Source organism: Vreelandella arctica, assembly GCF_037070215.1.
Lineage (GTDB): Bacteria > Pseudomonadota > Gammaproteobacteria > Pseudomonadales > Halomonadaceae > Vreelandella > Vreelandella arctica.
The window spans coordinates 25,749-38,233 of the sequence record NZ_JBANSN010000014.1 but is presented as its reverse complement, the minus strand read 5'-3'; the positions used below and the strand labels follow the sequence as shown (position 1 = coordinate 38,233).

General features: G+C 56.1%; 11 protein-coding genes. 2 read left to right on the top strand and 9 right to left on the bottom strand.

Annotated features, from left to right (window positions below):
- Window positions 1-116 precede the first annotated feature (116 nt).
- From lon to nrdR, 9 genes are all read right to left on the bottom strand, one after another.
- Window positions 117-2,624: an endopeptidase La gene (lon, locus tag V8L70_RS13805; protein WP_336269714.1), complete on the bottom strand. Its 2,508-nt coding sequence runs from the start codon at window positions 2,622-2,624 to the stop codon at window positions 117-119.
- Window positions 2,625-2,800: 176 nt separating this feature from the next.
- Window positions 2,801-4,054 carry a DUF945 family protein gene (locus V8L70_RS13800; protein ID WP_336269712.1) on the bottom strand — a complete coding sequence of 418 codons (1,254 nt, stop codon included), beginning with the start codon at window positions 4,052-4,054 and terminating at the stop codon, window positions 2,801-2,803.
- Between the two features lie 99 nt (window positions 4,055-4,153).
- Window positions 4,154-4,627: a phosphatidylglycerophosphatase A family protein gene (locus tag V8L70_RS13795; RefSeq protein WP_008959669.1), complete on the bottom strand. Its 474-nt coding sequence runs from the start codon at window positions 4,625-4,627 to the stop codon at window positions 4,154-4,156.
- A complete protein-coding gene (gene thiL / locus V8L70_RS13790) occupies window positions 4,624-5,625 on the bottom strand; it encodes a thiamine-phosphate kinase (protein WP_336269710.1) in 1,002 nt (333 codons plus the stop codon). The genes V8L70_RS13795 and thiL overlap by 4 nt, the downstream gene beginning before the upstream one ends.
- Before the next feature lie 36 nt (window positions 5,626-5,661).
- Window positions 5,662-6,156 (bottom strand): transcription antitermination factor NusB, encoded by a 495-nt coding sequence (gene nusB / locus V8L70_RS13785; protein WP_101145129.1) that lies wholly within the window; start codon window positions 6,154-6,156, stop codon window positions 5,662-5,664.
- Complete coding sequence (gene ribH, locus V8L70_RS13780) at window positions 6,153-6,641, bottom strand: 6,7-dimethyl-8-ribityllumazine synthase (protein WP_176302773.1); 489 nt, start codon at window positions 6,639-6,641, stop codon at window positions 6,153-6,155. The genes nusB and ribH overlap by 4 nt, the downstream gene beginning before the upstream one ends.
- A 73-nt stretch (window positions 6,642-6,714) precedes the next feature.
- A complete protein-coding gene (ribBA, locus tag V8L70_RS13775; RefSeq protein WP_336269707.1) occupies window positions 6,715-7,881 on the bottom strand; it encodes a bifunctional 3,4-dihydroxy-2-butanone-4-phosphate synthase/GTP cyclohydrolase II in 1,167 nt (388 codons plus the stop codon).
- Window positions 7,882-7,936: 55 nt separating this feature from the next.
- A complete protein-coding gene (gene ribD, locus V8L70_RS13770; protein WP_336269705.1) occupies window positions 7,937-9,103 on the bottom strand; it encodes a bifunctional diaminohydroxyphosphoribosylaminopyrimidine deaminase/5-amino-6-(5-phosphoribosylamino)uracil reductase RibD in 1,167 nt (388 codons plus the stop codon).
- Window positions 9,100-9,561, bottom strand: a complete 462-nt coding sequence (nrdR, locus tag V8L70_RS13765) for a transcriptional regulator NrdR (protein ID WP_101145133.1) — start codon at window positions 9,559-9,561, stop codon at window positions 9,100-9,102. Before nrdR ends, ribD begins: the two co-directional genes overlap by 4 nt.
- Before the next feature lie 212 nt (window positions 9,562-9,773).
- On the opposite strand from nrdR, the gene V8L70_RS13760 reads away from it, so the two are divergent.
- Window positions 9,774-11,540 (top strand): sugar phosphorylase, encoded by a 1,767-nt coding sequence (locus V8L70_RS13760; RefSeq protein ID WP_336269703.1) that lies wholly within the window; start codon window positions 9,774-9,776, stop codon window positions 11,538-11,540.
- A gap of 119 nt (window positions 11,541-11,659) precedes the next feature.
- Window positions 11,660-12,475 carry a TlpA family protein disulfide reductase gene (locus V8L70_RS13755; RefSeq protein ID WP_101145135.1) on the top strand — a complete coding sequence of 272 codons (816 nt, stop codon included), beginning with the start codon at window positions 11,660-11,662 and terminating at the stop codon, window positions 12,473-12,475.
- Window positions 12,476-12,485: the final 10 nt, after the last annotated feature.

The window sequence follows — 12,485 nt, the reverse complement described above, 5'->3', positions numbered from 1 at the left end:
TCGAAGATGCTTTACGCGCTGAGTGGTAAAAAAAGCGCCGTACTTAAGTAGGGCGCTTTATAAAGGTTATTTTCACTCACCTGTATGAACCACAGGCAGCGTATCGACGACGCAAATTAACGGCCAAACACCACATCGGCTACATTGCGATAGCGTTTGGCAAAGTGCACCGTCATGCCCTCTTTTAGATAGTCCGGCAACTCTTCGTAATCACGTTTATTGGCATCGGGCAGGATCAATTCAAAAATATCACTGCGCCGCGCGGCAATCACCTTCTCGCGAATACCGCCAACCGGCAGTACTTGGCCGGTCAAGGTCAGCTCGCCGGTCATCGCCAGGGGCCGATCAATGGCATGGTGCTTGGCTAGTGACAGCAGCGCAGTGGTCATGGTGACACCGGCCGAAGGCCCATCTTTCGGTGTGGCCCCTTCGGGCACGTGTAAGTGCACAAATGCCGAGTCAAAGAAGTCGGCATCGGCGCCATACTCCTGCAGGTGGCCCAGGGTATAGCTGTAAGCGATATTGGCGGACTCCTGCATCACCTCACCCAGCTTGCCGGTCAGCTTAAAGCCGCGATCCAGGGAGTGTACCTTGCCCGCTTCAATGGGTAGCGTTGCCCCGCCCATGGAGGTCCACGCCAAGCCGGTCACCACCCCTTCGCCAGTCAGCACTTTTTCCTTGCGGAAGATCGGCGCGCCTAAGAACTCTTCCAGATTCTTCACCGATATTTTGACCGTTTCGGGCTCCTCTTCGAGCAGCTTGACGGCCGATTTACGCACAATACGATGCAGCTGTTTCTCTAACTGGCGCACCCCGGCTTCACGGGCATAGCCTTCGATCACTTGCTTTAAGGCCGCATCGGATAAACTGATACGCTTTTTCGTTAGGTTGTCGCGTTTGAGCAGCTTCGGCCACAGGTGATTCTTGGCAATCGCCAGCTTCTCTTCAGCGATATAGCCAGAAAGACGGATTTGCTCCATGCGGTCTAGCAACGGCCCCGGAATCGAATCCAGCGTATTAGCGGTGCAGATAAACAGCACCTTGGAGAGATCCAGGCGCACATCGAGATAGTGATCAAGGAAATCGACGTTCTGTTCGGGATCAAGCACTTCTAGTAGTGCCGAAGCGGGGTCGCCCTGGAAGGACTGCCCCAACTTGTCGATCTCATCGAGCATGATGACCGGGTTCTCGACTTCAACCTCTTTAAACGCCTGCACCAGCTTGCCGGGCATCGCACCGACATAGGTGCGCCGATGGCCTTTAATTTCCGCCTCGTCGCGCATACCGCCTACCGAAAAGCGGTAAAACTGACGGCCTAAGGCTTCGGCAATCGAGCGGCCAATAGAGGTTTTACCCACCCCTGGCGGGCCTACCAGCAGAACAATCGAACCACCGACATCGCCTTTAAAAGTACCTTCGGCCAGAAACTCAATAATGCGTTCTTTAACATCTTTCAGACCGTCGTGGTCGCGATCGAGTACTTGCCGCGCATGGGGTAGATCGAGCTGATCCTGGCTGGTCACTCCCCAGGGTAACGCCGTTAGCCAGTCGAGATAATTACGTGTGGTGCCATACTCCGGTGAGCCGGTTTCCAGCACGCTAAGCTTATTCAGCTCATCATCAATACGTACTTGCACGCGCTCGGGCACGACCAGTGCTTCCAGCCGCGCTCGAAAGGTATCGACATCGTTTTCGCGATCGTCTTTGGAAATGCCTAGCTCACGCTGGATCACCTTGAGCTGTTCGCGCAGGAAGAACTCGCGCTGGCGATCCTGCATTTGCGCGTTGACCTGCTCGCTGATCTCGCCCTGCAGCAGCGCCACATCAATCTCTTTACGCAGCAACGGCAGCACTTTCTGCATCCGCTCTTCCACCGACAGCGTGGCCAGCACATCCTGCAGCTCAGGGCCTTTGGCGGAGGTGATAGCGGCGGCAAAATCGGTCAGCGGCCCCGGCTGGTGCGGGCTAAAGCGGTTGAGGTAGTGCTTGAGCTCTTCACCGTACAGCGGGTTGATCGGCAGCAGCTCTTTAATGCCGTTGATGATCGCCATAGCATAGGCGCGGGTCTCTTCGTTCTCCGCATTAACCGGCTCTTTCGGATAGGTAACTTCCACTAGATAAGGCGGCTCTTTGGAGAGCCAGCGGGTAATTTTAAAGCGCTGCAAGCCCTGAGCGATAAACTGGATCTGATCGTCTTCGCCCTTGAGTTTATGCACCTTCACCGCTGTACCAATCTCAGGAAAACCTTCGTGATCAAGAGAGGTAACGCCCTGCTCACCCACAAACGCCACGCCCAAGGTGTGATGCGGTGTATTACCCACGCGGCGCATGGTCTCTTCCCAGCGCTCACGGTTAACCACCAAAGGCTGAACCTGGGCGGGGAAGAAAGGACGATTATGAATAGGAAGAAGATAAATGCGCTCAGGCAGCATGTCGCTGGCGGGCACTAGGGAATTTACCCGTTCGCCGTCGGAGCGGTACTCTTTGCTGCCCTGCTCTTCAGCATTCTTTTCAGCACGCTCTTCATTATCATTGCGGGGATCATCATCAGTGGATGATGACGGCTGTTCATCAAGTTCCCACTCAAAGTGTTCAGCGTCGTGTTCGTAATCCTGGTCGCTCATGCGTCCTCCAATGAACCGATACCGGCGGTGAGAACCGCCTAGCGTTGTTCATGGAATGCGGGCAGTGCGCCAAAACTTCAACCCTTAGCCCCTGATTTGTGGGAGGCAGCGGTAGCTAGCGACCGGTGCAGCGTCATGCAGCTGAGTGGATAAAGCCAAGACTTTTGGTACAAAACTTAAGGCCATAGCTCTGGCATCGGCCGCCCATTAACACGCCAGACGCCGCGCACTACATCAAACTGCAGTTCACGGGTGCCGAGCGGTAAACCTAACCATAGTGCAGCAACGGTGGGCGCATCATGCCAGGTGAAGTCGCCATCAATACGCTCCAGCCATTTCGCCTGCTCGTCCTCTTCGTCGAGATTCACCACGCTAAGCTCATCCAACGCGCGGGCGTCAAAAAACAGCGCGCCATCCGCATCGAGACGAATGCCGAGCAGTGGGCTGTCAATCGCCACCGTGGGCACGTCTAGGCGCGGCGAGTCACTGAGCATATTCCGAAAATCAGGCTCAAGACGGGCCAGCAACCCTTCAGCCATGGGCAGGCTGGCATCGCCCCAAGCGGCTTCCTGGCGTAAACGACGAATGGCGTGGCGAACCGCATCGGCGTTGATGCGCGAAAGCTCCATCTTTATTCGTCCATTAAGCAACGGCGTTTCGGGCGCTTCTGAGGGAACCATCACCTCCCCCACTTCTAAATCGCCTGTAATGCGTAGTTCGCTTTCGTCCAGCACCATATAGCTATTTAAATCGAGTGGCGCCAGTTGGATGTCATAGGAGGGATAGCTAAGCGTCAGTGTCTCAATATGCAGATGATCGCGCTGGGCAAAGTGGTAGGCACCATCGGTATAGGTGTAGCGGCTTTCAAGTACCGTGGGCCCTAATGCAAGCTGGGCCAAGCCATCGGTCAGCTTTAGCTGATCCAATAACCCACGCAGGCGCCAATCACCAAAGACGCCTTCGAGGCGCAGCCGGCCACCACGCACGGCTAACTCGCGACCATTTTGTTGAATGACAAAAGGCGCCAGGGCAAGGCGTAGTTCACTGCGGCCGCTAAGGGTGTGATAACGCCCCTGCCAACGAGGCACCGAAGGGGCGGTAACCTCCCCCACTGCTTGCTGCAACACGGTATCCAGGCGAGGTAATACCGTGCCTTCTACATCCGTGCTTAAAATGCCGTGGCGAGCGCTATAGCTCAGTTCAAGCCGCCAGGGGCGACCCAATAGCGGTGAAAGTATCAGCCGCCCTTGGGAACTTAGCCAACCCTGGTGGCTCTCAGTTCTGTTGACACGCCATTCGCCCCGCGCTTCCAAATCTACTAGCGCCTGACGCAGGCTACGTTCAAAGAGCACGCTTGAGAGAAGTTGCGCTGCCATCCATACCACGGCGATTATCGCCAGGGTAGGGACAATCAGACGTTCCTTGCGCATGCTGCCTCCTTGGTGCCAACGCACTTAAATGGCGAAAGCTACCGACAATGCCTAGTATCTGTAATACCTAGTATCCGTACCGTTTTCCTAATGAATTTTCTAATGCAGCCAGAACCATAAGTGCATAGTACTCCAGGCGTAGACCCCTGCCATCACATCATCAATCATAATGCCAAAACCACCGGCTACACGGCGGTCAGCCCAACGTATTGGCCAGGGCTTAAAAACATCGAAGATACGAAAGACCACAAACCCCCACAGCGCAGCTTCCCATGAAAAGGGCACCGCGGCCATGGTGAGCCAGTAGCCGACAAATTCATCCCACACAATCCCTGAGTGGTCGTGTACGCCTAAGTCGTGTGACGTCTTATCGCATAGCCAAACGCCAACAACAAAAGCGACAAAACAAATACTTAGGTACCACCCTAAAGGCAAATCCGCCATCATCCAGTAGAACGGAATGGCGGCCAGCGTTCCAAAGGTGCCGGGTGCCCATGGCACCGTGCCGCTACCTAAGCCAAAGGCAAAAAAATGTGTTGGGCGACGCCAGACACTTTTCGGTGCACGATTCATGGCGCGTCCCCACTAAAATGCTGCCAACCGGCATAGCCATTGACATAACTACTCAGATCACTCTGGTCAGAAGCACTAATGCCTAGCGTCTCGCAACAATGACCAATCACCGTTAGCTTCAAGCCTAATGACGCAAGCCGTTGCTGAGCCTTGGTTATATCGTCAGCGTGTAACGTGACGAGCAGTTCATAATCATCACCACCGGAAAGCGCCGCCTTTAGTGCGGCCTCCCGACCCAGCGTGCTTTCCAGCTCTTCTGCCAGCGGTAAAGCGGCTATATTGATGACTGCTCCAACCTGCGAAGCCTCGCGAAGGTGCGCCAGGTCGGCCATTAGGCCATCTGAAATATCCATCGCCGCGGTAGCTAATCCACGCAGTGCCACGCCCGCCGCCAAACGCGGTTCAGGTAGCAAGTAGCGGTGCAGCAATGGGTGCGCCAAGTCACGCTCGCCCTTGTGCCAGAGCGCTAGCCCACCACCCCCGCCGCCTAAAGCACCGGTAACGGCAATCATGTCGCCAGGCTGAGCACCGCTGCGGGTCAGCGCTTCGCCCACTGGCACATCGCCCATCACGGTCACACCAATCGAAAGCGCGCCGGAAGTGACGTCCCCGCCCACCAGCGTGGTGGCGTGTTGCTGGCGGAGTGTATGAAAACCACGCGCGTAGTCAGCAAGCCAAAGATGCGTTGCCTCATCATCGGCAAAGTGGCGCTGATCAAAGGTTAATGCCATCAGGCACCAGCGGGATTTGGCTCCCATAGCGGCCAAATCACTAAGCGCGACCGCCAAGGCACGATGGCCCACCGCGAACGCTGGCGCTTCGCGAGGAAAGTGAACATCCACCACCGAGGTATCAACACTCACGGCCAATTGTTGGCCCGCTTGCGGCATCAATAGCGTGGCGTCGTCTCCACATCCTAGTGTGACGCCATTTGACGCGGTCGACGCCTCCTGCGACGACATGAAATAGCGTCGGATCAAATCAAATTCGGCAAGCACAAAGGCCCCTTAAACGCATTGTCATGACGCTCGCGTTCAGAGACGGCGAGCGCTGACCTCGGCACTACGCAGGCGAATCGCTAGCTTGTCTAGAATGCCGTTCACGTATTTATGGCCGTCGGTGGCGCCAAATGACTTAGCCAGCTCAACGCCTTCGTTAATCACTACACGATAGGGTACTTCCATTCGCCGGGATAGCTCATAAGCGCCTAAGCGAAGAATCGCCAGTTCGACGGCATCGAGATCTTCCAGACGGCGATCTAGCAACGGGGAGATTTCACGATCCAGTTCCGCCTTAAAACGAACGGTGTTATGCAGCAATTCGTGAAACAGCGCTTTGTCGGCGATCTCCATCACCTTGACCCAATTTTCGTGGTCTTCCAGGTCGTCATCGGCCACCTGGCTACGAAACTCGGCTTCAATGGTAGTGATGGATTTACCCGTCATTTGCCACTGATAAAGCCCCTGCACGGTTAACTCACGCGCCGCGTGGCGGCCTTGCTGAGCAGCAGAGGGTTTACGCTCGCTCATTGGGTATCTCCTAACGGCAGCGCGCGTAGCAGTGAGACCATTTCCATGGCGGCCATGGCCGCTTCGGTGCCTTTATTACCGGCTTTGGTGCCCGCACGCTCAATCGCTTGTTCGATCGACTCAACGGTTAATACGCCGTTAGCCACCGGAGTATCAAACTCAAGTTGCAAGTGATTAATCGCTGTGTTGCAGCCGCCCGCTACGTATTCAAAGTGCGGCGTTCCTCCGCGAATCACCGCGCCCAGCGCGATGACGGCGTCAGGCTTCATCACCTTCAGCACGCGCTTGACCGCTAACGGCAGTTCCCAGGCACCCGGCACGTGAACAATATGGATATGCTCAGCATCGACGCCATGACGCGTCAAACTGTCGACCGCCCCTTCCACCAGGCTATCCACCACGTGATGGTTAAAACGTCCGACCACGATGACATAATGTCCATCGACGTCAACAAAAGTACCTTCAACTTGAGAAAGGGAGTTCATCAATTTATTCCTGCTGCTTAGTACTGCTAGATTAGTACTGCGAGATTAGTCCTGCTGGAGTGATCCTGCTGGATCAGTCCTGCTGAAAGGTTGGCTCATCCGCCGTGTCATTAGGCCCCAGACGCTCAACGACTTCGAGATCAAAGCCGGATAGCGCGGAGAACTTCCACGGTGAACTCAATAATCGCATTTTACCCACGCCTAAATAGCGCAGAATCTGCGAGCCGGTGCCAATGGTTAAATAGTTGCCAGCGCCGTCAGAATCACTGGTACGCGGCTGGCGAACGCGATCCAAAAAGATATCCAGTTGATCTTTTAAATCCTGATGGGGGCGACCGTCATCAATCAACACAAACACCCCTGCGTTTGAACTGGCAATCTCCTCCAGCGCCCGGTGGGCATCCCAGCGGCACTGGTCGCCTTTCATCAGGCCCATTACATCGCGCAGCGTATCGGTAAGATGCACGCGAACCGTGGTGGACTCCTCTGGGGTGGGCTGACCGTTCACCAGCGCTAAATGGTGAGCGCCCTGAATGCGATCACGGAAAACGTGCAGCGTCAGTTCGCCATGGGCCGTCATTACCGTTGAGGCTTCCAGGTGATCAATAGTCTGCTCGTTGACGATGCGGTAGTGAATCAAATCCGCAATGGTGCCCATTTTAATGTCGTGCTCTTGGGCAAACGCTTCAAGTTCTGGGCGGCGCGCCATACTGCCGTCGTCGTTCATGATCTCGCAGATCACACCACTGGGATCACAGCCCGCCAGTGCGGCCAAATCACACGCTGCTTCGGTATGCCCCGCACGGCGAAGCACGCCGCCGGGCTCTGCCATCAACGGGAAAATATGCCCCGGCTGAACGATATCAGAGGGCTTGGCATGGGGCGCCACTGCCGCTTGAACCGTGCGCGCGCGATCCGCGGCTGAAATACCGGTGGTAACGCCTTCAGTCGCTTCAATCGAGAGCGTAAATTTGGTGCCAAAGCCGGAGCCATTGTCACGCACCATGAGCGGCAAATTAAGCTGCTCACAACGGGCACGGGTCATCGGCATACAGATAAGACCACGGGCGAAACGGGCCATGAAGTTGATATGCTCGGCCTGCACTTTTTCGGCGGCCATGATGATATCACCTTCGTTTTCGCGATCCTCATCGTCCATGAGAATCACCATTTTGCCCTGGCGGATATCTTCCACCAGCTCGGCGATAGGGGCTAAGCCTCTAGAGGAGGAGTGCGCCATGGAATCTCCAAAAAGTTGTCGCGAAAGGTTGTCGCGTAAGCTGCGATTTTGCGCGTCAGGGTACCTTGGTATCGCCAGTTGCGCTAGTCGCCTGAGGGGAGGCGATAATGCGCCAATCGCGCCCCACCGCCCGCATATCATGAATCGTTAAACGCCGCTGATCCGCCATGCGCGAGATCCCTGGCAGCGCAAACAGCGGTCTGGCTTCGCCACCTAACAGCGTGGGGGCGACAAACAGCTGCAGCTCATCGACCAGTTCTGCATCCAGCATGGCGCCCGCTAAGGTCGCACCAGTTTCTACCAGCAGCTCATTAACCTGTTCACTCTCGGCTAACCAATTCAGCAACAAGGCTAAATCAATGCGGCCATCATTACCGGCAGGCAACACATGCACCTCGGCACCTGCTTTGATTAATCGTTCGCGCTTTTCTGCCATGTGATCAGGCGTGGTTATTACCAAGGTGCGCCCCGGTTCGCTTAAACAGGCGGCCGCCAAGGGCAAGCGTAAATGGGTATCTACTATCACTCGTAGCGGTTGGCGCTGTACCACCTCATCGGCATTGGCAAGCTGAAGCTGCTCAGCACGAAGGGTAAGCCGCGAATCGTCCATAATAATCGATTCGACGCCGCTTAAGATGGCACTGGAGCGCGCCCTCAGCCGCTGTACCTGAGTACGCGCCTCGGGCCCGGTAATCCACTGGGACTCGCCTGACCCCATGGCGGTACGGCCGTCCAGACTCATCGCCATTTTCAACCGTACAAAGGGCTTATGAGTCGACATCCGGGCGATAAAACCAGGATTCAGTGCGCGAGCGTCGCTCTCAAGCAACCCGACCGCCACCTCAATACCCGCCTCTTCCAGCAATTGAATACCGCGACCGCTGACCTGGGGGTTAGGGTCCACCATCGCGATCACGACTCGCGCCACGCTAGCTGCCTTCAATGCTACCGCGCAGGGCCCGGTGCGTCCGGTGTGGGAGCATGGCTCCAGAGTGACATAAGCGGTCGCCCCCCGGGCCAGCTCACCCGCGGCGTTCAAAGCGTGAACTTCCGCATGGGGTTCGCCAGCACGCAAGTGAAAGCCCTCTCCGACGATCTGCTCATCGCGGACAATGACGCAGCCTACCCGCGGGTTAGGGTCGGTAGTGTAAAGGCCTTTGCGCGCCAGCTGCAGGGCACGAGCCATATAACGGTGATCCGCTTGGCTAAATGCAGCACTCATTTTGAAGGCTCTTGAGAAAGCCGATCAATCTCAGCGCGAAATTCGTCCAAATCCTGAAACTTGCGGTACACCGAGGCAAAGCGGATGTAAGCCACATGATCGAGGGTTTTAAGCGCCTGCATCACCGATTCACCAATATCACGGGCGTTAATTTCACGGTCGCCCCGCGCGCGAAGGGTTTGACGTATGCGCTCAACGGCCGCTTCAATGGCTTCCGCGCTGACCGGGCGTTTTTCAAGCGCACGCAGCATGCCCGCCCGGAGCTTGGCTTCATTAAAACTTTCCCGTGAACCGTCTGACTTCACCACCCGAGGCATTACTAGTTCAGCGGTTTCGTAAGTAGTAAAGCGCTCCTGACAGCTCGCACACTGGCGACGGCGGCGCACTTGATCGCCATCGGCTACCAATCGCGAATCGGTCACTCGAGTATCGTTTGCACCACAAAAAGGGCAATGCATAGCGGTCAACCTGTTGTCAGCTCGTGCTGGCGTGCCGCACGAGTTAGCGTGTTATAACCTGTCAATGGATATGCTATTAATGGCGTTTAAACCGATATTAGCTGGCTTAAGCTAATAGTTTTTAGGGTTTAAACGCGCTATCAACCTCGCATTGTAACGATTTGGCACACAAGCTGCAGCGTTTGTGGCAGATTGTTTATCAGGAGCCATCCATGCCCCCCTTTGAGCAGACCGTTCACGGCTACCTCAGCCACCTATACGGGCCTCGCGCTGGCGAAGTGCAGCGCCGCTTAAATCAGCATCTTGAGCACTTTCTGTCGCTTGCCCCGTTTTCATCCGCCCCCGGCGATGCGCCGTCTAAAAACGCACCTTCATGGAGCGAAAAAGATCAGTGGGTGATCAGCTATGGCGACTCCATTATAGAAGAGGGGGTGCCACCACTGGCTGTGCTTAGCGACTTTCTTCAAGCACGGCTGGGTGATCGCATAAGTGGTGTACACGTGCTGCCCTTCTTCCCGTGGAGTAGCGACGACGGTTTCTCAGTCATCCACTATCGAGAAGTAAACAGTGAGCTTGGTGACTGGTCGCATATCCGCGAGCTCGCCGGTCATTACGATCTTATGGCCGATTTGGTGCTCAATCATGTTTCCAGAGAGTCGCTCTGGTTTGTGGATTACCTGAGCGGCAGCCTGCCAGGCCGCGACTACTTTATCGAAGTAGATCCTGACACCGATGTCTCCCAGGTAGTTCGCCCCCGCAGCAACCCGTTGCTGGTTCCTATTTCAACCCGGCGCGGCACTCGTTACCTATGGGCAACGTTCTCCGAAGACCAGCTCGACCTAAACTTTGAAAACCCGGATGTACTGCTAGAATTTGTAGGCATTCTGCTTTTCTACCTGGAGCAGGGTACGCGAATTGTGCGCTTAGATGCAGTGGCTTTCTTATGGAAGCGGTTGGGCACCTCCTCTATTCACCTGCCGGAAACCCACACCGTGGTGCGTTTGCTTCGCGCGATTGTTGATCATGTCGCCCCCGGCACTCTGCTGATTACCGAAACCAATGTGCCGCACCAAGAGAACATCAGCTATTTCGGGCTTGAGCGAATCCCCCAAGGCCCGCCTGATGAAGCGCATATGGTGTATCAATTTGCCCTACCGCCCCTGCTGTTACATACCCTAACCCGTGGCGAAGCCAGCACTATGCAAACCTGGCTGGCTAGTTTGCCTGTGCTACCCGACCACTGCACTTACCTGAACTTTACTGCCAGCCACGACGGCATTGGGGTGCGCCCGCTGGAAGGATTACTGCCTGATCACGAGCGCGATGCACTGCTGGAACTAATGCACAAATTTGGCGGCTTTGTCAGCATGCGCAGCAACCCAGACGGCAGCGACACGCCCTACGAGATCAACATCACCTGGTTTGAAGCCATGCGTGGCACCCGCCGTGGCCCGGATCCATGGCAAATAGCCCGCTTCCTGTGCAGCCAAGCAATCATGCTTAGCCTTCAGGGAATTCCAGCGCTCTATATTCATACGCTGACCGGCACACTCAACGATGTAGAAGGCGTTGAGCGCAGTGGTCGCTTGCGCTCGATCAATCGGCGGCGCTGGCAGCGTAGCGAGCTGGACCTGCTACTGGATAGCCCTTCAACGCCTACCCACGATGTTTTTAACGCCTTAAACCGGCTACTGGATCAGCGCCGTCAAGAGCCCTGCTTCCACCCGACGGCTGCCCAGCGGGTGTTGGAATCGCCACCCGAATTGCTGGCGGTGGAACGCGGCCCACTGCATGACGGGCGTCGCTTGCTAGCGCTGTATAACGTCACTGATCTGCCGCTTCCTTTAGAGAACGTGGGTGAGGCGGTAAACCAAGCGCTGGATCAACACGCATGGCAAGCGCTTGACCCTGCTAATCCCTGGGTGGCTGAAGGTGCCCTTCCGCCTTATGCGGTGCGCTGGTTGGTGGCCACCCGTTAGCCGCGGCGCCTCGCTCGCCTGTTGCGACATAACGCCCCAGGGGCAACTAACATAATCCTTAAATAATCTAGTGCTGCGATGATGCCAGTCCAAGATTACATGAAGGATCGTTATTGGTTATGTTGCAGCAAAGCATCGCCCTTGGCCCGATGGGCTTTAGTATTCACCAGCTATTGATCGGCCTGGCCTTTTTATTGGCACTGCTGGCTGGCGCACTGTTGGGAAGGCGCCATCGGGTAGCCGTCAGCGATACGCTGTTTACCCTGCTGCTGGTTGCCCTTGTCGGCGCGCGCCTGGTTTTCGTCCTGCGTTACTGGGGAGAATACGAGGGGCTACTTGGCCGTCTGGATATTCGAGATGGCGGGTTTGATATCGTCGGTGGCCTTGTCGCGGCACTGGCGTACGCCGGCTGGACACTGTGGCGCTCCCCCCGCCAGCGAGTGCCACTTTCCGGCGCCCTACTGGCGGGCGGCCTTGTCTGGGGGTTGACCGCCGCTAGCGCCACCATGATAGAGCATCAATCCCGGCCGTTGCCGGAGGTGGCGCTGACTACCCGTTCAGGCGAGCCAATCGACCTTCCCCAACTGTCACGCTCGACCCAGCAACCCATGGTGGTCAATTTGTGGGCCAGCTGGTGTCCGCCCTGTATCCGTGAAATGCCGGTGTTTGAGCAAGCACAGAATAATGAACCCGGCATCACCTTTGTGTTCGTTAACCAAGGGGAGTCGCTCGGCCAGATTGACGCTTTCATGGATGAGTACGGTTTTTCTCTCGATAACGTGTGGCAAGATCCACGCAATGCCGTTGGCCAGGCTACCGGCGCCAACGCGATGCCTACCACACTTTACTATGATGCCGACGGCCAACTCGTTAGCTCCCATTTTGGCGAGCTTTCCAGCGCCACCCTGCAGCAAGGATTGGAGCGTTTACGCTGATTGCTGCATG

What these genes read in the sequence shown, in the direction of transcription:
- lon (WP_336269714.1), bottom strand. Translation starts at nt 2,624, where the DNA reads ATGAGCGACCAGGATTACGAACACGACGCTGAACACTTTGAGTGGGAA.
- V8L70_RS13800 (WP_336269712.1), bottom strand. Translation starts at nt 4,054, where the DNA reads ATGCGCAAGGAACGTCTGATTGTCCCTACCCTGGCGATAATCGCCGTG.
- V8L70_RS13795 (WP_008959669.1), bottom strand. Translation starts at nt 4,627, where the DNA reads ATGAATCGTGCACCGAAAAGTGTCTGGCGTCGCCCAACACATTTTTTT.
- nusB (WP_101145129.1), bottom strand. Translation starts at nt 6,156, where the DNA reads ATGAGCGAGCGTAAACCCTCTGCTGCTCAGCAAGGCCGCCACGCGGCG.
- ribH (WP_176302773.1), bottom strand. Translation starts at nt 6,641, where the DNA reads ATGAACTCCCTTTCTCAAGTTGAAGGTACTTTTGTTGACGTCGATGGA.
- ribBA (WP_336269707.1), bottom strand. Translation starts at nt 7,881, where the DNA reads ATGGCGCACTCCTCCTCTAGAGGCTTAGCCCCTATCGCCGAGCTGGTG.
- ribD (WP_336269705.1), bottom strand. Translation starts at nt 9,103, where the DNA reads ATGAGTGCTGCATTTAGCCAAGCGGATCACCGTTATATGGCTCGTGCC.
- nrdR (WP_101145133.1), bottom strand. Translation starts at nt 9,561, where the DNA reads ATGCATTGCCCTTTTTGTGGTGCAAACGATACTCGAGTGACCGATTCG.
- V8L70_RS13760 (WP_336269703.1), top strand. Translation starts at nt 9,774, where the DNA reads ATGCCCCCCTTTGAGCAGACCGTTCACGGCTACCTCAGCCACCTATAC.
- V8L70_RS13755 (WP_101145135.1), top strand. Translation starts at nt 11,660, where the DNA reads ATGTTGCAGCAAAGCATCGCCCTTGGCCCGATGGGCTTTAGTATTCAC.